Annotated in this window: 16 protein-coding genes; 6 read left to right on the plus strand and 10 right to left on the minus strand. The window is 46.3% G+C overall.

Annotated features, from left to right (window positions below; all coding sequences use genetic code 11):
* Nucleotides 1–3 precede the first annotated feature (3 nt).
* Genes BUA34_RS05180 through BUA34_RS05225 form a run of 10 tightly spaced genes read right to left on the minus strand, consistent with a single transcriptional unit; the run spans nt 4 to nt 19,742 of the window.
* Complete coding sequence (locus tag BUA34_RS05180; protein WP_072827680.1) at nt 4–1,620, minus strand: AMP-binding protein; 1,617 nt, start codon at nt 1,618–1,620, stop codon at nt 4–6.
* Entirely contained in the window at nt 1,598–2,275 is a 678-nt protein-coding gene (locus BUA34_RS05185) for a 4'-phosphopantetheinyl transferase family protein (RefSeq protein ID WP_072827681.1), read from the minus strand. The genes BUA34_RS05180 and BUA34_RS05185 overlap by 23 nt, the downstream gene beginning before the upstream one ends.
* Nucleotides 2,276–3,730 carry a condensation domain-containing protein gene (locus tag BUA34_RS05190; RefSeq protein ID WP_072827682.1) on the minus strand — a complete coding sequence of 485 codons (1,455 nt, stop codon included), beginning with the start codon at nt 3,728–3,730 and terminating at the stop codon, nt 2,276–2,278.
* Nucleotides 3,730–10,617, minus strand: coding sequence for a non-ribosomal peptide synthetase (locus BUA34_RS05195; protein WP_072827683.1), 6,888 nt, complete (start codon nt 10,615–10,617; stop codon nt 3,730–3,732). The genes BUA34_RS05190 and BUA34_RS05195 overlap by 1 nt, the downstream gene beginning before the upstream one ends.
* 7 nt (nt 10,618–10,624) lie before the next feature.
* A complete protein-coding gene (locus BUA34_RS05200) occupies nt 10,625–11,695 on the minus strand; it encodes a Gfo/Idh/MocA family oxidoreductase (protein WP_072827684.1) in 1,071 nt (356 codons plus the stop codon).
* Between the two features lie 4 nt (nt 11,696–11,699).
* Nucleotides 11,700–12,779 (minus strand): saccharopine dehydrogenase family protein, encoded by a 1,080-nt coding sequence (locus BUA34_RS05205; protein ID WP_072827685.1) that lies wholly within the window; start codon nt 12,777–12,779, stop codon nt 11,700–11,702.
* Complete coding sequence (locus tag BUA34_RS05210; protein ID WP_072827686.1) at nt 12,776–15,502, minus strand: amino acid adenylation domain-containing protein; 2,727 nt, start codon at nt 15,500–15,502, stop codon at nt 12,776–12,778. The genes BUA34_RS05205 and BUA34_RS05210 overlap by 4 nt, the downstream gene beginning before the upstream one ends.
* Nucleotides 15,503–15,508: 6 nt before the next feature.
* Nucleotides 15,509–16,252 (minus strand): thioesterase II family protein, encoded by a 744-nt coding sequence (locus tag BUA34_RS05215; protein WP_072827687.1) that lies wholly within the window; start codon nt 16,250–16,252, stop codon nt 15,509–15,511.
* A 17-nt stretch (nt 16,253–16,269) separates the two neighbouring features.
* Nucleotides 16,270–17,988 (minus strand): ABC transporter ATP-binding protein, encoded by a 1,719-nt coding sequence (locus tag BUA34_RS05220; RefSeq protein ID WP_072827688.1) that lies wholly within the window; start codon nt 17,986–17,988, stop codon nt 16,270–16,272.
* On the minus strand, nt 17,988–19,742 hold the full coding sequence (locus BUA34_RS05225) for an ABC transporter ATP-binding protein (protein ID WP_072827689.1): 1,755 nt from the start codon (nt 19,740–19,742) through the stop codon (nt 17,988–17,990). Before BUA34_RS05225 ends, BUA34_RS05220 begins: the two co-directional genes overlap by 1 nt.
* Nucleotides 19,743–19,997: 255 nt before the next feature.
* On the opposite strand from BUA34_RS05225, the gene BUA34_RS05230 reads away from it, so the two are divergent.
* From BUA34_RS05230 to BUA34_RS05255, 6 genes are all read left to right on the plus strand, one after another.
* Nucleotides 19,998–20,705, plus strand: coding sequence for an energy transducer TonB (locus tag BUA34_RS05230; protein ID WP_072827996.1), 708 nt, complete (start codon nt 19,998–20,000; stop codon nt 20,703–20,705).
* Nucleotides 20,705–21,271, plus strand: coding sequence for a MotA/TolQ/ExbB proton channel family protein (locus BUA34_RS05235; RefSeq protein ID WP_014546407.1), 567 nt, complete (start codon nt 20,705–20,707; stop codon nt 21,269–21,271). The genes BUA34_RS05230 and BUA34_RS05235 overlap by 1 nt, the downstream gene beginning before the upstream one ends.
* Nucleotides 21,264–21,656 carry an ExbD/TolR family protein gene (locus BUA34_RS05240; protein WP_014546408.1) on the plus strand — a complete coding sequence of 131 codons (393 nt, stop codon included), beginning with the start codon at nt 21,264–21,266 and terminating at the stop codon, nt 21,654–21,656. Before BUA34_RS05235 ends, BUA34_RS05240 begins: the two co-directional genes overlap by 8 nt.
* A gap of 4 nt (nt 21,657–21,660) precedes the next feature.
* Entirely contained in the window at nt 21,661–24,036 is a 2,376-nt protein-coding gene (locus BUA34_RS05245) for an efflux RND transporter permease subunit (protein WP_083579738.1), read from the plus strand.
* Between the two features lie 9 nt (nt 24,037–24,045).
* Nucleotides 24,046–24,819 (plus strand): outer membrane lipoprotein-sorting protein, encoded by a 774-nt coding sequence (locus tag BUA34_RS05250; protein WP_072827690.1) that lies wholly within the window; start codon nt 24,046–24,048, stop codon nt 24,817–24,819.
* 116 nt (nt 24,820–24,935) lie between these two features.
* Nucleotides 24,936–26,156, plus strand: coding sequence for a DUF1302 family protein (locus BUA34_RS05255; RefSeq protein ID WP_072827691.1), 1,221 nt, complete (start codon nt 24,936–24,938; stop codon nt 26,154–26,156).
* Nucleotides 26,157–26,213: the final 57 nt, after the last annotated feature.

Below are 26,213 nucleotides of genomic sequence, written 5' to 3' on the forward strand. Positions count from 1 at the left end.
TCCTTAGATTTTACCTTCTTTGTAGGCGGCGTACAGCTTTTCTTTGGCGATTTTTCCGGTTCCTGTAAGCACTAGCGATTTGAGCGGGATGACTTCTTTGAGGCCGAAGCCCATTTCTGAGAAGACGAATTCTTTTAGAGAATGGGTGTTTACTTTTTCGGGTTCACCATATTCGACAAAGAGGTAAATGTAATTTGTAGATGCTGCGGAATCGTTTACGCCGCAGGCGGCACAGCGGTAGCCGAATTTTGAAGTGACAACTTGTTCGATATCGCGCAAGTAAATATTTTTGCCGTGGATAAAGAACATGTCTTTTTTACGGCCCACAACGTACAAAAGCTCATTGCTTAAAAAGCCGAGATCGCCCGTGTCGAGCCAACCGTCAACAAACATGTCCGAAGAATCCTTGTTTAAGTAGCCGGTGCAGATGTAATCGCTGAACACCTGGATGCTTCCCACGGTGTTGTCGGGGAGAACTTTGTTTTCCTCATCGCAGATGCGAATTTGCATTTTGGGAATCGGGCGGCCTTGGCACACGATGTCCTTTGCGTTTTCACGGAGCCCCTTCATGTCGAAATCAATACCCGATGTTACCTTGTTCATATCGAGTTCCGGGTATTCGTGGTCCATGTTGAACGTTACGGCGCCCAAAGCTTCGGTAAGGCCGTAAAGCGGAACGATGGCATGTTCATGCATTCCGAATTTGGCCATAGTTTGGGTAAATTCGGCAAGGACTTTTTTGGACAGGGGTTCACCGCCGTTCAGAATGAAATCGATGCAGGATAAATCCCATTTTTCGCTACCATCCATTGCTTTTAAAAGAAGCGGGTAGGCAAAATTCGGGGCGGAAGTCTTTGTAGCGCGAGTCTTGCTGACGGCATCGAACCAAGATTTCGGATTTTGAATGAATTCTGCGGCATCCATGTGGACGGCGCCCGTTTTGTAGTACATCGGGATTGTGATGAGCGTGACAATTCCGAAAGCGTGTTCTAGCGGGAGCCATTGCAACCATGTATCCTTTGAACTTGTCTTTAATGCAATGTTTAAATTCTTGAGCATCAGGAGGAATCTTTCGTTAGACATCATGACGCCCTTGGGGTCCGAAGTACTTCCCGATGAATAAAGCACAAGAGCGAGTGCTTTTGGATCAACATCGACGTAATCGATTTCGTTTGGCAAATCCTGCGGAATTTGTGTGATTTCTTCGGGAGCAATTATTAGACGTTGTAAGTCACATTCCTTCCAGAAAAACTTGATGAATTCTGCGGTTTCTGAGTCAGCGATAATAGCTGCATTGGGGTTATCGCTTGCAACGCGGATGAGGCGTGTTACATGGTCTTTGCTGCGAGCTGCTGTCAAGAATACAGGCGCAATTCCCATGCTTAATAGGGCGAAAAAATTTCCCATGAAAGCTTTTTTAGAAGCTCCGTTAATTTGGAAAATGACCATATCGCCTTGCTTTAGCCCTGCTTTTTCGAAAGTATGTCGTGCGCAAAGAATACGTGTCTTGAGTTCTGTTTTCGAAAAATTTGTTGCAATTCCGTTTTTCATTAGAATGATGCGAGAATCGCATTCGAGGTATTCCTTCAATTTTTGATTAAGCGAAGGCAAGTTTTCCATTTTGTGGTTCTCCTATTAAAAAATCAAAGAGGTCAATTTTGGTGAGGTATTTGACGGGTAAAAGTTCCGAGCCGAATACACTGGTGACTGTTTTTTCATCGTTGATGACTTGCATTTTTCCAGATCTGTAATCGAAAGAATCCCCGTGATAGCCGGAAAAGTTGATACAGGAAATTTTTTCATCAATTCCTGTACCAACGTACTTGAGGAAACATTCTTTCATTGACCACAGACGTGCAAATGTACGAGCCTTGTCGTTGGAACGATTGATGGCTTGCTGTTCGAAATAGTTCATTGCTCTTGGAACGCAATCTAAATTGCGTTCATCGACATCAGCGATGTCAACGCCAACAGGAAAATTGGCAAGTGCGCAGGCGATTCCTCCTGCGGTATGTGATAAGCTAAATTGCAATTCGGGCATGCCTTTGATAAACGGCTTTCCGTAAGGACCGAATTCAAATTCAACTTTTTCGTCAATGCCTTTTTCTTCTATTAGGGCATATCGCAAAAGAATGTAAGCAAGTGCGGAGAGCTTGCGGTCTTTGAAAAAACGGTACTTGTCAACGCGTTTTGCGCGTTGCTCGCTCAGTAGGGGCCATAGCCCGGCAAAATCGCACTCTGTAAAACTTTCTGTTTCTGTGAAAATGTAAAGCATTTACAACACCTCGTCCCATTTTTCGGTGAGCAATCGTTTGAGCAAATTCACGTTTGCAGCGAACATTTGCTTTAACGTTTCTGGTGCAAAAGCGGGTTCAGCATAATCCCAATTGATGGAAAGTCTCCCGTCAAAATTTGTGACTTGATAATCCAACACGACTTGCGGAGTTTTGCTCAATGCGTAAATTTGTTGCAATCCTTGGGGTAAATCGCTATTGGACTTTTGCCCGTTTTCAAGCACGCAAGTGATGACAATCGGCATTTGTGCGCGCATGGGCGAAAGGCATTCCTTGAATTTGAGAATCTTTGTGCCGTCATACGTGTGGAAGCGTACAAGTTGCCACATGTCTTTTTGCACAGACTGCACACATTCCAAAAAGTTCTTGCATTTTTTTGAAAGCGTGATGAATGCAATATTGGTAAAATCGCCAACGACAGAATTGATGTCTTTGTGGAGCGGCAAGCGATTGAACAATGTTGAATTGATGGTGAGTGAATCGCATTTGCTGAAACCAAGGAGAGCCTTGAGATAAGCAGTGCTGATGACGGCGGCTGGCGTTGTGCGGTATTCACGGCATTTTTGCTGGAATAGCGCAAACTCATCGACTGTCAATTCTCCAGAAATTCTTGAAAAACGATGGTTGTGAATTTCTGAAAGCGGTTTTGCATACGGCAAGTCTGGTTCACAAACGAGTTCGTTTACTTTCGATTTCCAGAAAGCTTCGGCTTGCGAGTAATCTTGCTGCTTTTCGAATGCAATCAGGTCGTTGCAATAATCCTTGAACGTGTAATCAACCCATTGCACGGTTTCGCTGCGATAAAGTTTGAACATCTGCGAAAGTGCGATTTTTGCACTCCAGGCATCCATAATCATGCAGTCGAAATCGAAATGCAGAACGTCTTTTGTGTTTGGTACACGAGAAACTCGCATCGTAAAGAACGGCCACTGATTCAATGGATAAATGTGGTGGCTCCATTCCTTGCGCTTTTCGAGACGTTCTTCGATCGAATCTAATTCGACAACTTCAATGGAATACGTTGGGGCCGTTTCGAGAACGCGCTGTGTTCCTTTTGCAGAAATTACAATGCGAAGCGCATCATCGTGAGCAATGACTTCGTTCCATGCGTTTTGTAACCGCGTTACATCAAGCGTTTCGTCAAGTTCAACTTCCAAATAGTAATGCGTGTTGATCCCGCCAAGATCGTAAACAGGATCGCGACCGACAAGGTATGATTTTTGAATGGGCGAGAGCGGGAAAGAATTTTGTTCTTCTTCCGCTTGCTTTTCGAGATGCGCGATGATTGCGGCCTTATTTGCCTTTAAACATTCCTTGTCTTCGCTAGAAAGTGCTCCGCTTGCAGCGCGGAATTTTAGCTTGCCCTCTTCGAGCCAAAGCGTTACGCCTCGGCTTGCGAAACTGTCAATAAGTTCTGCTACATTCTGAAAGCTCATTAGGCGTTCTCCTGAATGTTGCTGATAGACATTTTTTCGGCGAGATCTATGGCGTATTCCTTTGATGTGAATGCGCTGAAGTGGTCTCCCTTGAGCTGTTCGTAGTTTATTTCACCAATGCAGAGGTCGTCCCATTTTTGGAACAGGAACTTGTCTGCATTCTTGAAAATACTGTTGCTGTTGTCTGCCTTCAAATAACGCAAGTCTCCAAAATACGGAGTCGGGTTATAATTGACCATGACGTTGAAGTTTTGGTCAAATGTATTCTTGATTCTAGCGAAAGCTTCGTCGGTCATGCTCTTGCCGAAATCGCCCGAATACTCCTTGATCTTCTGGAATCGTTCGCTTGCAGATAATGCATTGAAGTTCCGAATGGCAGCGGCGTCGGGTGATTGGCTGATGATTTTCTCAAAGTCGCTTTCGTCAATGATTTTCTTCTTTGTTTCTTCGATGTAGCGGTTCATCAAGAAAGTGATGTCTTCGAATTTGAAACCAACCTTCTGCGGATCAACGCCAATTAATGTGGCAAAGAAAAAGTCCTTCATGTTCGTTTGCTTGATTTCAAATGGCAAACGTGCGCCTTCTACAATCACGAAGTCTGCAATTTCAATCCCTGCATTTTCAAGGCGTTCGGCAAGTTCCAAAGACATCTTGCCGCTGAAACTGTACCCGATAATCTGCACCTTTTCAATTTGGGCTTCAATGATTTTTTCGGTAAAGGTCTTTGCCAAGACGCTCGCAACTTCATCGGGATTGATGTCAAAGAACTGTTGCGGGTTTGAAAGCTTGAATGTGAAAATTTCGCCTTCGTCTTGATTCTCCATGAGCGGAATAATCTCATGGTACATTTCGTTGTTCCAAAGAACAGTCGGGAGCAAAATTCTAGCGCAATTGTTTTTCGGCTTGCCAATGCGCTGGAGCTGAATGAGTTCTCCCGAGTCACCTGATTCTTCGGAGACTTCGTTTTTCAGGAACTGGGCAACTTCCGTGATGGTCGGGAAATCAAGCAGTTGCTTTAAGATGGCATCAAACGTCTTGTCCGAAGCGAGTTCGTTACGGATAGTTGTTGCCATCTGAGCCATGAGCAATGAATCTGCGCCAAAGTCGTAGAAGTTGTCGTCCAAGCCAATGGAATCGATATTCAACGCCTTGACGGTGATTTCAACAAGTCGGCTTTCAATCGATTTTTCGTTGCTTTGCGAGCTTTCAAATGCGTCTGCGTAATGTTTCAATGCACGCTTGTCAATACTTCCGTCTGTGTTTGTTGGCAATTTGTCAAGAATTTGAATGGATGTATTCTTTTCAGGACAAATATCGTTCAGGATGAGCTTTACGGATGATTCCGAAACGTCTTCTTGATCGTACTTGAACTGTTTGACATAGAGATAACCGCCCAACATTCTTGCCTTGTTGTCGTCCAGCGGGAGTGTTGTTGCATTTCGAAGATTATCCTTTTGACGCAATAAATCAAGCCAATCCTTCTTGGGCAAGAACATGTTCTTTTCGCGAATCTTGTCAGTCGGCTTGTCCATCATCAATGCTTGAGAAACCGATACAGAAGCGCAATCGGAACAGACTTCTTCAATGAAAAGGTAACCGTCCGGAACTAGGGTTTTCTTGATTTGCTCTAGCGTATGATTCAAGTCGATGGAGTTTGCCATCACGCCACCGCACAGGACTATGTCTACGCTGTTTTCTGCAATTCCCTGAGTTTCAAAATTCTCGTTGAAATCCAGCTGCGTGAAAATCATGGCGGGATCTTTGTTTGTGTATTCTCCCGCCATCGGGAAAAATTGCGTGTACTTGTCCGTGAAGTTATAAATGAACGGAATTCTGGATTCTTTGAGATAGGCGAATATCTGTCGCGTGATTTGGCCTGTGCCAGCACCTAGTTCAAGGATTCTCCAAGTTTTCTTGGAATCCGATGCCATGATTTGCTTTAGAGAAGAGGCGATATAATCATTGATGACTTTGTAGTTGTTTTGGGCTTGGATAATGTCCGCCCAATTTTGCAAAGCGCTCTTTTCTTCGCTATCGATGTAGTTCTTGTAAACAAACTGTTCAGGGTTGACTGTGCCTTCCAAAATTTCGGCGAAGTGAATGCCGTTATCCTTGAGGTATTTGACGTAAGCTTCTGTGCCGATGTGATTGTCAAGGTTTTGAATGGCTTCGTGCCATTTAGCCTCGTTGTGCGGTGCCGAGGTCTCCTGCAAAATTTTGAATCCGTTTTCACTTGCCGCGATGTAGCCGTTTTCCAAAAGAACGTTAATCCATTCCTGTGTGTGGAAACAGAATTTTTCGGGCAATGATTTTTCAAATTCACTCTTGGTGAAATCTTTGCCATAAACGAGAATGCCGGTCTTGAAAAGTCCAAGTAAAATGGAATCTGCAGATGCTTTTTCAATGCTTCTGTAGCTCGTTTCAATTTTGTTCCAATCGAAATCAGTCTGCTTTGTTGCTGCGTCCTGATCGGCTTGCTTCACGAATTTTGCAAAAGTTTCTTCGCTTGCTTTGATTTGCGATTCCTGTTTTTTGCGAGGTTCTACAGCTACGATGAGGTTGTCCTTATTGTTTCCAAGGATCGCTGCTGCCTTTTCTATGGGCAAGCTGCTGACAAGAGCATCTTCGAGTTGCGCGATGTTTAGCGTTCCCGATTTTGCCTTTGATTCTTCGAAGAACTTCAGAATATTCTTGCGGTCGATTTTCCCGTTGGCAGAAAGCGGCAAAGCGTTAAATTCCTGGATGAGTCCCGGATGCATGTAATGCAATAGGTATTTATCCAAATGTTCCTTGAGCTTTTCTTCGTCAATGATTTGCTTGTCTGTCTTGACTTGCTTTACAAAGAACAGAACGTGCAAAAGGTCCAGTTGTTCATCGCTAGCCGGGAAAGAACTTAGGCTTACATTCTTTTCGCCATGTTCCAATTTTGCAGCCCACTTGTCGCGAGACATCTTGAGTTGCTCAAAAATTTGTTTTTGGCGTTCTAAATCATCGGACGGAACATCCATCAAGAGCGCCTGCGTGATGGTAATCCATGCTGAAAGCTCGTAAGACTCGAGGAACATAAAGTGTCCGCCTGGAACGAGGACGTTTTCGATTTGTTCCAAAGTCTTGCTGAAATCAATAGCGTTGTCCATGACGTATCCGCCAAAGACTATATCAAATGAATTTGGCTTCAATCCCTGCTTGACAAAATCTTCATTCATGTCGAGCTGCTTGAAAACGAGCTCTGGATATTCCTTGAACATCTCTGCGGCAGTCGGGAAGAAATGCTTTAGGTAATCGGTGAAGTAGTATTCAAACTTGTGTCCCTTCAATACCGGCAACAGGTATCTTGTAGCAGAACCGGTTCCTGCACCAATTTCGAGAATGCGGATGGGGCGATTGGGCTCTTGGTCCAAAAGTTTTTTCAGATATTCTGCCAAGGTCTTGTAGGCGATGACCATTATCTTGTTCTTGACGTAGAGCGAATCGACATAACGGTATTTGTCGCCTTCTTCGGGGTAAAGGAATTTACCTGGATCAACATTTCCTTGGGCGATTTCTGCAAGGTGCTCGCCGTTCAATTTGACGTATTCAAGGAAATCCTTGGTGATGTATTCACCATTCCAAACTTCATAAGCCTTCTTCCAAAACGCTTCCTTTTGCTGTTCCGAAGCTTCCGCGTGGCAGATGTAGGAATTGCCCTGTTGCTCGATGAGCTTTTCTGCTTGCAAGTAGCTAATCCATTGTGTGACAAGCCAATGGTATTTGGAAATAATGGGGGCTTTGATTTCTTCAAGAGTGTAGGGCTTGTCTTTTTGGAACAATCCCATTTTTTGAAGCTCAAATAAAATGGTGTAGGTGCTTGCCGTTTCTTCGGCTTCGTAACCGGCCTTGACTTGATTGATGTCAATTTCGCTAACGCAATCCTGCATGAACTTTTCAACGGATTTTTCACGCTCGTTGAATTTTTGCTTAGCTTCGATAATTGCTTCGTTGGATGTATTTTCGGGAATAATCGCAGAATAGATTTCGCGCTTGTCTGTGCTGACAATGGCAACTGCTTCCTTGATGGCGGGGAAGTCCTTCAAGACATTTTCGATTTCGCCGAGCTCAATGCGATGCCCACGAATTTTTACTTGAGTGTCTTCACGACCGAGAAATTCAATTTCACCACCGGGGAGATAGCGCCCCATGTCACCGGTCAAGTAAACTTGTTCATCCGTTTTCGGGAGAGTCACAAACTGCGCGGCAGTGCGTTCTGCATCTAGGTAATAGCCAAGTGCAACGCCATCGCCACCAAGCGCGATTTGCCCCGCGACCATTGTCGGGCACGGCTGTAAGTCGTTATCGAGGATGTGCATGGTCTGGTTCGCGAGCGGACGTCCGTACGGCAGAATTTTGAGACCGTCGTTAGGATCGTAACGATGGTAATTGGACCATATGGAGGCTTCTGTTGCACCGCCGAGGCAGATGACGTCGACGCCAGGGGCGACTTTACGGATTCTTTCGGGCATGTCTACAGGAATCCAGTCGCCGGAGAGGAACACTTCCTTGAGCGGGAGAGGCTCTGCCGAATTTTTGCTTTCAACAAAATTCAGGAGCATCTTCATCAAGGCCGGAACGGTGTTCCAAACGGTGATGTGGTTCTTGTGAATCAAGGATTCCCAAATTTCGGGATTCATGTAATCTTGTGCGGTCGGGTAAATGACGGTTCCGCCACAAGCGAGAATGCCAAAGATGTCGTAAACAGAAAGGTCGAAATTGAGCTGTGAAAGCCCGAGTACTGCATCGTCTGCAGTGACATGGAATCGGTCATTCATGTCGTCAATGGTGTTCATGGCACCTTTGTGTGTAATCACAACGCCTTTGGGTTCGCCAGTGCTTCCACTCGTGTAGATGATGTAGGCGATATCATCCGGAGTGTGCTTCGGGAATCTTGAACAATCGACTGCAAAATCGTTGGCTGTAAGAGTATCAACATTGATTGTCGTGAGCTCGTTTTCAAGGAGTGCTTCATCTGTAGAAATGCCTAAGGCGACCTTGGCTCCCGTTTTCTTTACAATCTTTTCGGCACGCCCCTTGGCTTTTGCGGCGGCAATCGGGACGTAAATGGCTCCTGCGTACAAAATGCCCAAAACAGAAACTAGCTGCCATGCGGATTTATCCATCAGTACAGGCACGCAATCTTGAGGCTTTACACCACATGTTATTAGCTGATCGGCAACTACTTTGGCGCGGGCATCGAGTTTTTCAAACGTGAATTGTGTGGTGCCGTCATCAATAGCGATTTTCTTCGGAGTGCGCTTGACGCTTTCGATAAAATCGTCTTGCAACATTCGTACGTTCCAATCTTTTCGCGTGTCGTTTGCGGCTTTGCGTTCTGCTGCATCGCGAGTCGGGAGGGCTATATTTGCAATGTTTTCCCAGTCCTCGTTTTCGTTTGCGAGCGCAAACAGCCTGTTTTCAAAAGCTTCAAACATGGATTCAAGTACGCCGTTTGGAAATACGCCTTCGCGGTAGTCCCAGTTGACTTGCAGACCGAATGCTCCATCCATGACTTGACAATCGATAAACGTTTGTGGCGTCTGTGAAATGCCCCCTGAAAATTCACCGCGCAAAGGTGTTCCAGAATCGGCAAGCCCAATGGCACTCGTGTAGACAATTGGCATGGTAAGCCCAGTCTTTTTGCTCTGGCGGGAAATCTCGCGCATGACCTCTACGCCGCTGAATAGGCGGTTGTCCAAGTCTGCAAAAAGTTGACCGTTGATTTTACGGGTGCGGGCGAGGAAGTTTTCTTTACCGCCACAATCGACTTCTAACAAACTTAATGATGTGAAATCTCCAACGATGTCCATCACTTTTTCGTGCAACGGCAAGCGGTTGAGAACGGTCATATTGATGCAGAAACGCTTGTTGCGGCTCCACTTGGCAAGAACATCGGCATAGCACGAAAGAATCGGAACGGTAGGAGTGAGGCCGTATTGCTTAGCTCGCGTCTTTATGCGGTTCCAAGCATCTACAGGAATTCTCAAGAACTTACGACCGAATGCATCTTTTGCTTCGGAGGCTGTAAGTTTTGGCAATTCTGGCGCATCGGGGAGGTTTGCAATTCGATCCATCCAGTACTTTTTTTCTTTTTCGTACTGCGGAGATGCTTTGAGTTTCTTTTCTGCAATCAGGTAATCACGGAACGAAAGTTCTTCTTCGCCGCTGACGGGGACGCCATCAAAATAGGCGGCTTCAAATTCGGCGACAAGTTTCCAGATACTTGTCCAGTCGGCAAGCAAAAATTCAATCGAAAAATGGAGAATGGCGCCTTCATTATTGCGGCTTACGGCAAGCCCGAACATCGGCCATTTCCCAACGGTATAGGCACGGTTACCCATTTCTTTGCGGAACTTTTCAAAATCGGCTGTTTTTTCAGGATGCTTTACCAAGTCCCATTCAGGAATTTCAAGTTCTGGAACATCCTTCATCACCTGCTGAAATCCGCTCTCGTTGATGACAGCGTGGAGCATGTCGTATTTGCGTGTGATCGCATTCCAGATGTTACGAACCTTTTGCGTTTCTAGTTCTGCGTAACGGATTTCTAGATAAACGTGGCAAGCGACGCCGCCGTATTCAAAAGTCTTGCTACGACCGAGCAAATACGCGGACTGCACGTCGGTCAGCGGGAATGGTTCAAAGCGATTTGTACGGTCAATGACGATTGAAATGTTGCTATCATCGCTCTTTGTGTTCAAAAAATCAATAAGCGATTCCTTGTTGGCCTTGAGTTCTGCAAGAACGTCCGGGGTCATCAATTCTTTTGCTGCTTTGTACTTAATTTTTCCGCCATCTACCCAAAGATGAATACCCTTTGCTTCAAAACGGTTGACCAATTCTTTCATATTCTTGTTCATGGATATCTTAAACCTCTTCGCTGTATTTATGGATTTGTGCTGATGGGATGTATTCGTTGCCTTCTGGGTGAATCAGCTTTGCAAATCCGAAAATGTTTGTGATTTCAGACCATTTTTGCGAGCATAAAAGTTCCCGCTGGGCGTATGGAGCGAGTTTTACCTTCTGGTCAATCATCTTTGAAAATTCAACAATGTTGTCTGCGATGCCCTGCTTCCAGTCGTCAAAAAGGACGTGCATGAAATCCTTGGCTTTGTAGTTCCCCAATGTTTCCATGGTCAATTCTTTCAAGTACGGCGGGATTTCGTTTCGCTTTTCGGGATTGTACAAGTACTTGGGAACATACATGCGAGGCTTCCAAAGTACAGGACCAAACGTGTCTTCGAGAATCAAACGGCCTGTTTCGTAAACAATGGCGAAGTTGTGCAAAAGATGCGCGTGGTTGTCGCGGTCGTCCGTATTGACCTGGTTGTTGTATTCAATGGTAATGGGCGTGTCACCCAATTTCCCGGTGAGAATGTCGAACGGTCCGACGCATTCCGTGATGTGTTCAACGGTCAAACTGTAAACGGAGGGGAGGATGCGGGAGAGAATGTCTATGGCAGGGAAAGAAACTTGCGGACCGAAGGCTGCCTTGATGTAGAGTGGTTTTTCGTGCTTATTCAGTTCTTGTGCGACGCGAATAAATCTTGCAACTTCGGGGAGTTTTGGGTAAAGATCGCATGTCTTGAAATAAACGCCATTCTTTTTCGCAACGCGATATGTTTCAGTAAGGTCGCGCGGATGGATGGGCTGTTCTTGCAAAACGTGGATTTTCTTTTCCATGAACTTGCAGGCGAGTTCTGTACCGATGCCGCCAACAGTTCCTGAACTGATGACGACGCATGCAAAATCAACTTCAGGGATTTGCTCAAATTCCGTAAACAGTGGAATGTTGTATGTCTCGGCGCATTTTTTGGAGCGTTCGCTTCCTTTGCCGTAAAGTCCAACTAATTCAAAATCATCGCTTAATAGTTGCTGCAGAGCGTTGATGTAAAACTGTCCGAATGTACTTCCGCAGACAATGACTCGTTTTTTCATTTCGTTAAATTTCTCCCTCGATTTCGGTTGTCAGCAAGTCCTTGATTTCGCATGAAAATTCTGGTTGGTTTGCTATGAGTGATTCGATGATGGGTTTTGCCAAATTGCTTTCGCCAAGCAAAAAAGTACCGCAAATATTTTTCTCGTTGATGAGGCTGAGTGTTGCTGCGCCTGCGCTGACGCCTGTCATAGGCGATGGTCCGAGCCCAGAAACGGTCATCTTGAATTTTGCAGGTGCGCCGTTCTTTTCGCCTTCCATAAGGCATAAGTAGAAGGTGTTTTCCTTGATCCCGAACGTATCAAGCTTGCTTGCCGTGCAAAGCTTTTTAATCGTTTCGTCAGGATTTTGCTTGTATTGGTGCCTTGCGGAGTTCATGATTTCAATGGTGCGTTCTCCGCTGAGGCACATGTGAAATCGTGCTTCGTCAAGTTGCAATTTGCGTGTGACGGCTTCGGCTTCGCCGTCGAAAAAAGGAAACATCTTTTTGATGTCAATGACTTTTTTTAAGTCTTCGGAAACATCGTTTGAAGATTCTTCAAAAGGTACGACTGCGCCATTTTTCCAATAGACCATGGTGCGGTTATCGGAGTTGTGAAGGCTATCGATAAAATCATTTGCCGCAGTGTACGAGAACGCGCCTAGTCCACCGTAATAAAACTCCAAAGAATGGACTCGGTCAAAATTCATTGCAAGGTATTGCGGAATTAGTCCAGAAAGTCCAGGAATGCAACCCGCTCCGTACGCGATTGCGACTCCCGAATCTTTCCTTTCGAATCCCGCAATACCGAGGTGTAAGACAGGAACTTTTTTATTTTCTGCGATTTCATCCATCAAGGTAACTTGCGTATCTGTTAGCTTTGCACAGTCGAGGATGACTTCGCATCCGTCCATAAATTGCGATACACTATCTTTGTCCGAAACGTCTACTTTCGTCCAGTCATCATCGGCCCATTCCGTGCGCAGTTCGCTTGGAGCTTTTTCAATGTTGCGCCCGCCAATGCGGAGCTTTTGTGTGCCATTCGCTCTAATGAACCGTGTCGCCCAAATGCCGACGGCTCCGTATGCGCCTAAAATCCCAATCATATTTCCCCCTCTTCGATATCGCCTAAGGCGCTGATGCGTTCTTCAAAAATCTGTGCGAGTTCGTTTAATTCTGCATTTTCGAAAAATTCACGGAGCGAAATCTCGACGCCAAACTGCGTATGGATTTTTTCAATGAATCGCGTAGCCAAGAGGCTATCCCCGCCGATTTCAAAGAAGTTGGCGTGACGATCAATTTTGTCAAGGGAAAGGAGCGACTTCCAAATGCTAGCAAGATCCGCTTCGCGACCTTCGTAGTTCTCGTTTACGTTTGCATCGCCGGTCTTTTTCAAATATGCGGTAATGGTTTTGCGGTCCACCTTGGCGTTCGCGGTAAGCGGGAATTTTACAAACACTTCTGTCCTAGACGGAATCATGTACGGAACGAGATTCGTTTTCAAATATGTCTCAAATTCGTTGCCAAGAATTTCCTTGGCATCAGAAGCTTTCTTTGCTACAATTGTCTGTACAAAGTGAGAGTTGTTTTCGAGTGAAATTGTTGCAAAGGGGAGTTCCTTGAAAATGGATTCCCATTCTTCGTCGGTCAAAAGCGAGGTGAAACGGCGCAAACGCGTGTATTTTGCAAAACCATTTTCCAGTACGGCGGAGCTCACGATAGCGACCGGGTCGAAATTTTCAAAGTCCAGTGCCATGAGCGTTCCGCTCTTTTTCAAAATCATGTAGGCGAACGCTAAAGCGTCTTTAGGATTGTTATAAGTGTGCAAAAAGCCTGCGTCAATCACCAAGTCGAAAGATTCTAGATTCTGAACGCAAGCGCTCAAATCGAGTTGCTTGAATTTTAGGCAATCCCTCCAATTGCGCAATGTATCACGAGCTTCATCGAGCATGCCGGTAGATTCATCGAATAGCGTGATTTCCATCCCGCTCTTTTCGTAACGGCTCAAGAACTCACGGACTCCAAGCCCGGAACGCGCGTTCAAAAATGCGATTGTCTTTGCTTCGCTTGATGCGGCGAGCGTGACGACTTTACCGATGAACGTCTTGAACGGAGCACTTTCGCAAAGCAACTTTTCTGGAGCGAAAAATTTGTTGCTTAAAAGGTCTGTTTCAGGGCGGTTCCCGACAAGGACATTTTGCAGCAACTCGACATTTTCTGCTCTGTTCAGTTCCTTTGAAAATTCAGATTTTATAGCGGGGCGGATGCTTTCAAAGCCGTTCTTGAAAAGCCAATTGCTCCACAATGCAAAAGCGTTCTTTGATTTTTCGGGAATAACCTTGACGTTAGAACGAATGTCGTGAATCAGTGCTGCAACGGCGTTTATGCGGTCTGATAAGGAGTCATCTTCGTGGCTTTCAATAAACTTATAATCGTACTTTGCGATTTTTTCTTTATTCAGTGCCGGGATTACTGCTGCGACAATTTCCTTTTTGGCTCCGTTTTCGACAACGACTGCGGCTGCGTTTACAATGTTTGATTTTTTCTTGATGACGTTTTCGATTTCACCAAGCTCAATACGGAAACCGCCAAGTTTGATTTGCGTATCTAGACGGCCTAAGAATTCTGAATTTCCGTCAGCCATCATGCGGACTTTATCGCCGGTTCTGTACCAGCGTTCGCCATTTTCAATGGGGAAGCGCTCTTGCGTGAGTTCAGGCTGGTTCAAGTAACCTTCGGCAACGCCAATGCCGCCAATCCAAAGTTCACCCGCTTCTCCTGTCGCACATTCTTTGCCGCTTTCGTCCATGACTTTGATTTTTTGATTCAGCAAAGCTTTTCCGTAGGGAATTGATTTCCATTCCGGTTGCAATTCATGGACTTCGTACCAAACGGACCAAATAGAGACTTCTGTAGCGCCGCCGAGTGAGATAAATCGAACACTTGGCCAAAGTTTTTTTGTGGCGCCGAAAAGCGGGAGCGGAATCCAGTCGCCCGAAAGCATCACGGTCTTTAGCGGAATGCTACTTGCCTTGTCGCCTGCGACAATCGTGAACATTTCAAAAAGCGCAGGGACGGAATTCCACAATGTCACTTTTTGATCGCTTGCGATCTGTTTCCAGATGCTTGCTTCTTTTTTAGTTTCTTCAGAGAGGACAATGACCTTTCCGCCCAAGGAAAGCATGCCGAAAATGTCATAAACGGAAAGGTCAAAGTCCAATTCTGAAATCGCCATACAGGCGTCATTTGCTGTTAAATTAAAGCGTTCGTTGATGTCGCGGATGGTGTTGCTTGCACCGCGATGCGAAATCATCACGCCTTTCGGAACGCCCGTTGTGCCAGAGGTGAAGATGATGTAGGCGAGGAGCGAAGGGTCTTCGACAATCTCATCTTTTGGCATGGGGGCGCTTTGCAAAGCTTCATCGACAACGATAACTTTCCAGACATGATTTTCTTTGCGAATCTGTTCTGCGTGTTCTGCGTCTGTGACGATTGCAGAAATTTTTGCGGCGTCAAAAATCTTGTGCATTCTTTCCATCGGCTGGTGGATTCCAACGGGAACGTAAGCTGCTCCGACCGCCTGAATCCCGAGCGTACAGAAAACTTGATTCATTCCCTTCGGTAAAACGATGGAAACGAGGTCTTTGGCTTTGATGCCAGCCTCTTTCAACGTGGACGCAATTTTCAAGGCGCTTTCGACAAGTTCTGCGTATGTCTTGTAATTGTAGGTGCCGTCCGCATTTCGCGATACAAGTGCGGTCGCCGATGGTGTTTCAAAAGCTTTTGCAAAAACGGCAGAATGGATGCATTCAAGATTGTTGGTGAACATAAATTTTTAACCTGCGTTAGCGAGATATTCGGGGTATTGTTCAGAATTCAAAACAAAGAAATGATCTCCTTCAAATTCCTTTTCCTTGAATTCCTGTGTCGTGACGGATTGCCAGCGTTGCATAATGGCGGCTGTCGCTCCAATGTCCTTGGAACCGCAATTGATATATATCGGGGTATCAATGCGTTCGCCATTGTAAATCAAGCTTTCATTGAGCGTGTAATCCTTGCGCACTTCGGGGAGGACGAATTGGAGCAATTCCTTATTTTCAAGAATTTCCTTAGGCGTGGCGTTGTATTTTTTGAGTTCACGGATCAGCGCATCGTCGCCCATGTAAGTCTTGAACTCTCCTGGGTCTTCATCTTGCGGGGCTTGGCGGCCAGCGGCAATCAGTTTTTCTGGGCGGACGCCGTATTTGCTTTGCAGATGTTCTGCAACGTAGAATGCCATGGCGGCACCCATGCTGTGCCCGAACAAGATAAATGGCTTGCCCTGTGTCACTTTTACAATGCTTTCGCAAAGTGGTTCCAGGAGCTTCTTGAAATCGCCTACAAATGCTTCACGGCGGCGCGTTCCCTTGCCGGGGAGCTCGACGCAGATAAAATTCATCTTTTTCTTTTCAAAAGTCCACTTGCGATACACGCTCGCAGAACCTCCTGCATGGTGAAAACAGAAGATTTTTTTGTGCTCCGTATCGTTTAGAGCATAGGTGGAGAAGGGGAACCAGCGTTCCTCTAGAGTTTTTTCCATTTTTCCAAATCCTTTGTTTAGGTAATGCTCCAGCCTGCTGAAGATTGCCTGATATCCAAGAATTTCTTGTAAACGCCGTTGACGTTGCAGAGTTCTTTATGTGTGCCGCGTTGTACAATATGTCCGTGGTCAATAACAAGAATCTGGTCGGCGTTCTTTACCGTATTCAAACGATGGGCGATAGAGATGACTGTTTTTCCCTTGGTGAGTTCAGCAATCGCTTCCATCAATTCCGATTCATTTTCGGGGTCCACGGAAGATGTCGCTTCGTCGAGAATGACGACCGGTGCGTCTTTCAAGAGGGCTCGTGCAATCGAAATGCGTTGCTTTTCACCACCGGAAAGGCTGCTGCCATTTTCGCCAATGACTGTGTTGTATCCGTTGGGGAGTGCTTCAATGAAATCGTGGCAACGGGCACGTTTTGCAACTTCTACGATTTGTTCGTGCGTTGCATTCGGGCAACCGAATCTAATGTTATTTTCGACGGTGTCATTGAACAGGAAAACATTTTGGAACACCATCGAAAAATGCGACAGCAATTCATCCGGCGCATAGCTCTTGATGTCTTTTCCGCCGAATGTGATTGAACCCGATTGAACATCCCAGAAACGGACAATCAGATTGCACAAAGTTGTTTTGCCGCTACCGGAATAACCGACAATAGCGCATTTGGATTTTGCGGGAATTTTCGCACTGATCTTGTCCAGAATCACGCGAGAGTCATAACCAAAAGTCACGTCCTTGATTTCGATGTCGGTCTTGTTCTCGTCAACAGATTCATGCCCGGTAAGCTTTGGAACATTGTAAGTTTCATCCATCTGGTCCATGGAGGTCTCAATCTGTTCCATCAAGAAAGCGCCATTGGCAAGCAATTCCATTTGCCCGTAGATGATAAATCCCGAAACAAGGAACATCATGCCGTAGGTAAAATCCATAGTGCCGTGATACGTCATCCAAGCGGCGCACAGGATGATGATACCGCTAAAGATTTCAAGTGTAGCTCTGAAAAAACCATGCGGAACGAGAATGCCTTTTTCCATCCTGATGGCGGTCTTTTCAAATTCGTCAAAAGTCTCGTCAAGCTTGGAGGCGTTGCCTCTGCCAAATGAACGGATGACGGCGATGCCGCGAATGTATTCAAGGACATTGTTTGTGACGCGTTCGACCGCTTCGTAACGCTTTAATGAAAGTGAATTGGATTTGGTCTGTATAAGCGTCAAAGGGATAAGCGAAAGCAGAATTCCCGAGATGGCGATGAGTCCCATTTTCCAGTCGAAAATCATGAGGAAAATGGAAACGCCGAGCCCTTGCAAAATGCCGCCGACAACGTTGTCTACCGCCATCATGGTGAAGTTCTCGAGAGTCGCCATGTTGGTCGTAATCGTATTGTTGATGCGACCGAGCGATTCCTTCGAGAAATAACCCATCGGAGCGTTTTTCAGCTTGTCGCCAAGTTCAAGGCGCTTGTCTGTAAAGATGATGAACCCTGCAGCGGTCATGAAAATGTTCGTCAAGAACTTGAGAATAATTTTGCCTACAAGCCCAACGCCCAAAATCGCGATGGTTGTCCAGATGACATCCATCGTGAGATTGTTGATGTTTTGCAATACCCAAAGGAATGCCAATACAGAAGAACAGTTGAAAATCGTGTTCAGTACGCTACAGACAAGTCCCCAGTAAACGCGGCCCTTGTGTTTCCCGGAAAGCTTGATAATCCTTTTCAATGTCTTAAGCATTATGCCTCCTCCTTATTGTCGGAACCTGCAATGTGGCGTTCCCACATGGATTTGTACAAATCGCATTTTTTCATCAGTTCGTCGTGCGTGCCGCTATCGGCAAGTTCGCCCTTTTCAATGACCAGAATCTTTTCGGCGTTCTTGATGGTCGAAAGTCTGTGGGCAATGACGATGAGCACCTTGTCGTGAATGAGTCTCGAAAGTGCCTTCTGGATTTCGGCCTCGTTTTCAGGATCGGCGTAAGCGGTCGCTTCGTCCAAGATGATGACGTCTGCGTTTTTGAGAATCGCGCGTGCAATCGTGATGCGCTGGCGTTCGCCTCCAGAGAGCCTGTTGCCTGCATCTCCAGCCTTTGTTTCGTAGCCGTGTTCAAGCGCGCTGATGAACTCGTGGCAACCCGCAGCCTTTGACGCTTCATAAACTTCTTCGTCGCTAGCTTCTGGGCGTCCCATGCGGATGTTTTCCATGATGGAAACATTGAACAGGTAGTTGTCTTGCGCCACGTAGCTGATTTTTTGCATCTGCTGCTTGAACGGTATTTTAGACAAGCTGACGCCACCGAGCAATATGTCGCCTTCACCCACATCCCAGAACCCGGCCATCAATTTGGCGATGGTGGATTTTCCGCTGCCAGAATGTCCGACAATTGCGGTGACGCCTTTTTCTGCTGTCTTGAACGAGATTTTGTTCAAAACATTCTTTTCTTTATAGCCAAATGTGACGTTCTTGAATTCGAAAGAAGAACCGTTAAACTTTACGTTTTCTTTCGGGCGAATTTGATCTTTTTCGTTCAAAAATTCATTCACTTGCGTAAATGCCTGGAATACCGAAGCGAACATTTCCGCGTAATTCATGGCGGCAATCAATGGCCCCGCAATGCCCATGCTGAGTACCGCGCAAGTGAGGAACGTGCCGAATTCAATTTTCCCATTCATGAACAAGTAAGTTCCGAGCGGAAGCGTTACAAGTAAAGTTGAAGAAAGCGTATTCAAACCTGCGGCCGAGAAGAACCAGCAACCGCGCCACCATTCGAGTGTCGTATCGCGATAGTACTTGCAGGCGTTTGTGAACTTGCTGAACGATGATGCGCTTTGGTTGAAAGCCTTGATGACTTCGATGCCGTTTACGTATTCCACGATGGAATCGTTCATGTCGGCATTGGCCTTGAAGAATCGGGCAGATTTTTCCTTATAGCCAATTAATTGCCCCATGGTTACCAGAAATCCCAAAGGAATGGTCGCTACAGCGCCGAGAGCCATACGCCAATCCATGACAAACAACACGATTATTATTGTCAAAGGAGTCACGATGTTTGCGGTCATTTCTGGCACCATGTGAGCAAAGGGTTTTTCGATGCGTTCAACCGTATCGACGACGAGCATCTTGTAAGAACCGGAAGCTTTGTCGAGCATGATTCCCATGGGGATGTGCTCCATTTTCTCGGTAATCTTTGTACGCAACGTCTTTAAAATGGAAAATGCGGCCTCGTGCGAGGTCATTGTCGAAAATGTCGTCAAGAATACTTTCAGGGCGTAACCTGCAATTGCTATTCCGCCGTAAATCAGCACTTCGTCACTGGTAACTGTCTTGTTGTAGAATGCGGATAGCAATTGTGCAACACAAAAGTAGGGGATGATTCCGCATAAAATGCCCAAAACGGCATAAAAAGAGGCTCTGAAGAGCTGTGCTTTTTTATTTCCGGCGTAAACCCAAAGCAATTTAAAGGGGGTTTCCTGTTTCTTGTTCGAAGTCATTTTGAATAAATTCCTGAAAAGATAGTTTAGGCTAACAAAATTTAGAACAAAGAATCAATTTTTTTGAGGAAAATTCTTTGATTTAAGCCGGATTGGATTTAAGCAAAACTCTTTGGATTGTTGGCGAAATTCGCTCAAAAACGCCATTTCTGTTAAAAATGTTACCCTAGTCTAATTGGAGCTTTTTTAAACCGTTTAGAGTAGAATGGAGGGGGTGTTCTGATTTATTTTTGTCCGTCCAATTGTGTGGTTCAAATGACTCAGAAACGAATCTATTCAGCTTTGTCTTTCAACAAGGCCTTCTATATAGGGCTTGCCGTTGCAATCCTTATCCATATCGCCACACTTTTAAACCCGTATTTCAAGAAACAAGAAATCTCAACGCAACGCCCTGATAGCCCCGTAATGCATGCGGAAAAGGTCTATATCGCGCCCCCTCCGCCTCCAGAAGCGCCTCCGGTCGTGAAAAAGGTCGTTCGTGCTAAAATTATCCCGAAGGTCGTAGAAAAACCGGTCGAAGAACAGCCTCCTGAACCAGAACCAATTCCGGAACCGGTTACAGAAACGGCACCAGTCGCAGTTGCGGAACCTGTTGTCGAAGCGCCTCCTGCGCCCCCTGTGGTCAAGGAACCGCCCAAACCTTCGGCAGACTCTATAAAAATGGTGACCCGCACGTACTTGCGCTCGCTCAAAAAGCAACTGGAACAGATCAAGGATTACCCTGCGACGGCGAAGCGCCTAAAGCAGGAAGGCACGGTACGTGTGCGGTTTACCATCCTCGCCGATGGCAAGATTGAACAGATTGAAGTCTCAGAATCGAGCCGCTATTCTTCCTTGGACAATAGTGCCTTGGAAGCCGTTGCCAACATGGGCAAATTTCAACCTATTCCAAAACTTTTAGAAAAAGAACGCTGGAGAATCGAAATTCCAATCCAGTACAAACTTAATGCAGGGAGATCGTAATGAACTTCATTCTCGACTTTGTCAAACAGGGCGGTTACATCGGCTACATCCTGGTTGCACTGAACTTTATCGGTTACGCCATCATTATCTGGAAGGTGATTTCGCTAATTGTCTTTAATAAAACGGTTCAGCCGCGTTTGACAGACAAAGTTATTCATCGTGTGGTGACTTGCAATACCGACCATCACATCATTACAGAAAGTATCCGCACTGAAATCGGCCTTGCTTTCTCTCCGCTCACGAAGGGCCTTACGACAGTCGAAAATATCGCATCCATTTCTCCAATGCTTGGCCTCCTCGGTACAGTGGTGGGCATTTTCAACGCTTTCACGGTGATAGCGGCCTCTGGCCTTGATGATCCATCCGCTTTTGCGACGGGCATCAAGTTTGCTCTCGTGACAACGGTCCTTGGGCTTGTGGTCGCTATCCCGCACGTGATTGCGTTCAACTACCTGAACGCCCGCATGGAGCAGGAACAGGACGAAGTCGAAAACCAGGTGCTTTTGCACTTGGGCAAGACTTTGCAGGAACGTGACGCAAAGAGAACGGAGTCCCGCAATGGCTAAAAGACGTCGTCGCATATCGCTGGACATGACGCCGTTAATTGACTGCGTGTTTTTGCTGCTTGTCTTTTTCTTGGTGACGTCTGTCTTTAAGCAGGACAAATCTGTCCTCAAGCTTTTATTGCCCGAGACTTCGAGCGAAGTCAAGCAGGAAGTTTCCGAAGGATTCTTTATAGAACTTTCAGAAACCGAAATCGCCATCAACGGTGAATTGGCGACAGTTGAAATTTTGAAGAACAAGAGTGCCGCCGTGCAAAACAAGAAAGCTCCGGTGGCCTTGAAAATCGACAAAAAGACTCCTTACGAAAAAGTCGCAGAAGTCTTGGATGTTCTCCAGATGGAAAAGATTTACAACATACAATTCGTCAATGAATTAAAAAAGGAGTGAGAAGATGTCACGTATTCGAATAAATATCGAAAAGGTGAATGAAAAATTTGAAAACTTCGCAAGGTTCCTGATTTCGCACAGGGCCTTGCTTCTTGTTTCGTTTATCGCCTTGCTTGCGATTTCTATCGTGGGCATGAAAAAGATTTACGTCGAAGCATCATGGGATAGCTACTTTATCGAAGGCGACCCGATGCTTGTCGAAACGGACAAGTTCAAGGAAACGTTTGGCAATGACTATTTCGTAGGCGTGATGGTCGAAACGGAACAGTCCGTCTTGACGCCGGAAAACTTGAAGCTCTTGCGCGAGCTTTCTAACGAGTTGCGCGATAGCCTCTCGTATTCTGACGGTAAGGCCACATCGATTGTCGATTTGGAATACATGCTCGGTACAGACGAAGGCATGGAAATCGTGCAGATCGTGCCGGAAGAAATCCCGACAGATGCAGCGGGCCTTGCCGAAATCGAAAAGCGCCTCGCCGCAAAGCCGGAGCTTGCAAAAAAGCTCATCTCTAAAGACCGCAAGCAGGCCTTTATTAACGTGAAGCTCCGTCCGTTCCCGGATGATTCCGTGTGGAAAGCCGAAGGCGAAGCTCAGGGCAAAAAGGCCGAAGCTCCGGACATGAAGACAGGCCGCGAAACCTCTGAAATCATCGCCAAGGAAAAGTACGCTCCGCTGCACCCTCTTGCAACGGGTATGCCTTACTTGAGCCATCAGAAACTCAAGTACATCGGCGAAGAAATGAGCCGTATTTTCCTCATTACGGTTCTTTGCTCCATCATCGTGATGTTCCTTGTGACGCGTTCGCTTCGCGGAATTATTTCTCCGCTGATTACCACGTTCGCGGGCGTCATCATGACTTTTGGCTTGGTTGGCTATCTCGGACTTTACATGGACGCGACCAACATCATGGTGCCTGTTATCTTGGCGTTTGCCGTCTCCATTGCGTATAACATACATATCCATTCTTTCTTCCGCAAGAATATGATGCTCACGGGTAAGCGCAAGGAATCTGTGCTTTACGCCATGAAAGAAACCGGCTGGTCAGTGCTGTTCTCGGGACTCACAACGATTGTGGCACTTCTGTCGTTCCTGTCGGTGATGCTTAAGCCTATCCGCTCCGTGGGCATCCTCTCTTCTATCGCTGTTGGCTTCATTCTCCTTGTGGCTCTTACGGTTTCGCCGATTCTCTTGAGCTTTGGCAAGGACAAAAAGCCGAACGCCAAGGTGCTCGAAAAGGGCGATACGCGTATGGGCCTCATCCTCAATAATCTCGGTCAGTTTGTTCTGACTCACGGAAAGCCGATTGCAATAATCTTTGCTGTGATTACCGCAATTTCGATTTATGGCGTCACCAAGATGGAACCCGCTTTCGACGTGGAACGCACGATGGGCCGCAAGGTCGAATATGTGAACAAGATGCTTTACGTTGCCGAATCTGAAATCGGTAGCTTCTATTCTTACGATTTGGTAATTGACTTTGGCGAAAACGACAAGGCTAAGGAAGTCGATAATCTCAAGAAGTTGGAACAATTGCAGGATTACGCCCAAAAGTATCCGCTGACAAAACGTTCCACTTCCATTCTCGACATCTTGAAGGACTTGGACCGCACCTTGAACGAAAATCGTCAGGAAATGTACGCTATCCCGGAAACGGAAGAACAGGTGGCCCAGCTCTTGCTCTTGTACGAAAATGCCGGCGGTTCCGAAGCAAGCTACTGGATGGATTACGATTACAAGAAGCTCCGCTTGATGGTCGAAATTTCTAGCTACAACTCCAACGAACTCCAGAAGGAAATCGAGGACTTGCAGAATTTCGCACGCGAACTTTATCCGAATGCGAAGGTAACAGCTGTGGGTAACTTGCCGCAGTTTACCGCTATGCAGCAGTATTTGGAAGTAGGCCAGATGACGTCCTTCCTCATTTCTGTTGTGATTGTGGCGGTGCTCTTGATGATTGTCTTCGGTAGTGTCCGCACGGGTCTCATCGGCATGATTCCGAACATCGCTCCGGGTATTTTCGTGGGTGGCTATCTCGGCTTTAGCAACATCCCGCTCGACATGATGACGGCAACGCTTATCCCGATGATCATCGGCCTTTCCGTAGACGATACGATCCATTTCATCAACCATGGCCATGTGGAATTTGACCGTTGCAAGGACTACAAGGATTCCATTCTCAAGGTGTTCCGTGCTGCAGGACCTGCTCTTGTAATGACAACGATTATCATGGTGGCGACATTTGCGGGCTTTACGACTTCGCAGGCCACGCAGATGTTCAACTTTGGCTTTGTGGTGTTTGTGGGCCTTGTCTCGGCTTTGCTCGCCGACCTGTTCGTGACACCACTTTTAATCAAGAAGTTTAAAATTTTCGGAAAATAGGAGGATCTTATGAAAATTTCAAAAATTGCTGCGACGCTCGTTGTCGCTCTCAGTGCAATGTCTATGGCTCAGACGAATGCCCGTGACATTATGGTTAAAGTCAAAAACCGCCCGGATGGCGACACGCGTTCTTCCTCAATGGAAATGAAGCTCGTGAACAAGAGCGGTAACACCCGTGTCCGTAAAATTACTTCGTATGCGATGGACGTGGGCGAGGACACGAAAACCATCATGTTCTTCCTTTACCCGAACGACGTAAAAGGTACGGGTTTCTTGACCGTGAACTATGATGACGTCAACAAGGAAGACGACAAGTGGCTCTATCTCCCGGCTTTGAAGAAGACCCGCCGCATCAGCGGAAAGAGCTCCAAGACCGATTACTTTATGGGTTCCGACTTCACCTACGATGATATCGGCAAGCGCAATGTCGATGAAGATACGCACAAGCTCTTGCGCGAAGAATCGGCAGACGGTTTCGATTACTACGTTGTTGAATCGACTCCCAAGAAGGAAGGCGAAATCTTCTCCAAGAAACTCGTCTGGATCCGCAAGGATTGCGATGTCGTCGCCAAGGTCGAATTCTACGACAAGCTCGGTAAACTCCACCGTCAAATGGTTTCTTCGGACATCAAGAAGGTAGACGGCTTCTGGACTATCGGCAAGATGGAAATGAAGAATGTGCAGACGGGACACTCCACAGAACTCCTCTTCCTCGATCCGAAATTCAACATCCAGGTCGATTCCAAAATCTTTACGGTCAACAAGCTCGAACGCGGACTGTGATAGTAGGAAGTAGACAGTAGTAAGTGATGTTCTCTGTCATCCTGTAGGGGCGAATGATCCAGTGAATGTCCGGTTGTCATGCCCGCCTTGAGCGGGCATCTCCCATGGAGAAGGATATGATAAAAAAGTTGAGTCTCGCGTTATTGTCCGCAGCATTCGCCTTATCCGCGTATGCGCAGGATGAACTTTCTCTGCAACTGAACGGCTTTGTGGATTCCTATCACGCGTTGCAGGTGGAGCATCCGCACAAGATTATGTCTTCGCGGACGCGTCTCCGTCTTGAAATGCGTGCGAATTACGGCGAGGCATCGCTCTATTCGAGTATGAACCTTGCTTACAATAGCCTTATCAAAGATCAGACTGGCGCGTTTCTCCGTGAGGCCTATTTCGACTATGCCGGAAAATACCTTGAAGTCAAGGCGGGCCGTCAAATTATCACGTGGGGCGTTGCCGATGGCCTCCGCATCACGGACCTTATTTCGCCAATGGATTACACCGAATTCATGGCGAACGATTACGATGATATCCGCGTGCCTGTGAATGCGATCAACCTCAAGTATCCTGGCGAAAGTTTTTCTGCAGAACTTGTTTTTGTGCCGGTTCCCGAGTATTTCGTGATTCCGACGGGCGATGATAATCCGTGGCAAATGCCTGTGCCCAATGGCATGCGTATGGATTTGAGCGGAACGCCGGAAAAACGTCTCAAGAACAGTGAAGTTGGCGGACGTTTGCGATTCTTCCTCGAAAATCTGGATTTCTCGCTTACCGCGTTGCGTACCTTCAACAAGTCGCCTGTGACGATTGCAGGCTACGATCCGGAAACGAAATCTGCCGTGATTAAGGGAATATACGAGCCGATGAATGTCATCGGTGGTGATGTCTCGATTCCGGCGGGTGAACTCGTGATTCGCGGTGAAGTGGCGGCGTATTTCGGTGAACCGATTGCCTTGAAAAATTCAATGGATTATTGGCATAGAAGTTCGTTCAATGCCTTGATCGGTATCGATTGGTATGCTGGCGATAACTGGACCATCATGGCTCAGTACATGCACAAGACTATCATGGATTACCGTGAAGTGTTGGGGATGGAACAGAATACGTCCATGATTACAGCGCGAGTTTCCAAGGAAGTCTTGAACAATACGCTTAAACTTTCCGTTTATGGAATATTTGACGTCGATAATGTCGGTTTCTATGTGCGTCCGGCGGCAGATTACCTGCTGAATGACCAAATAACGATTTCGTTAGGCGGCGATTGGCTTGGCGGAAGGCGCGGTACGTTTAAAACTTACAAGAAAAATACGCAAATATGGGCAAAAGGTAAGTTTTTCTTTTAGATAAGTTACTTGACGCTTTCTTGAAAATTGCCTAAATTTAGTCTAGATTAAGTTAGT

The organism is Fibrobacter sp. UWB12 (assembly GCF_900142485.1).
Taxonomy (GTDB): Bacteria; Fibrobacterota; Fibrobacteria; order Fibrobacterales; family Fibrobacteraceae; genus Fibrobacter.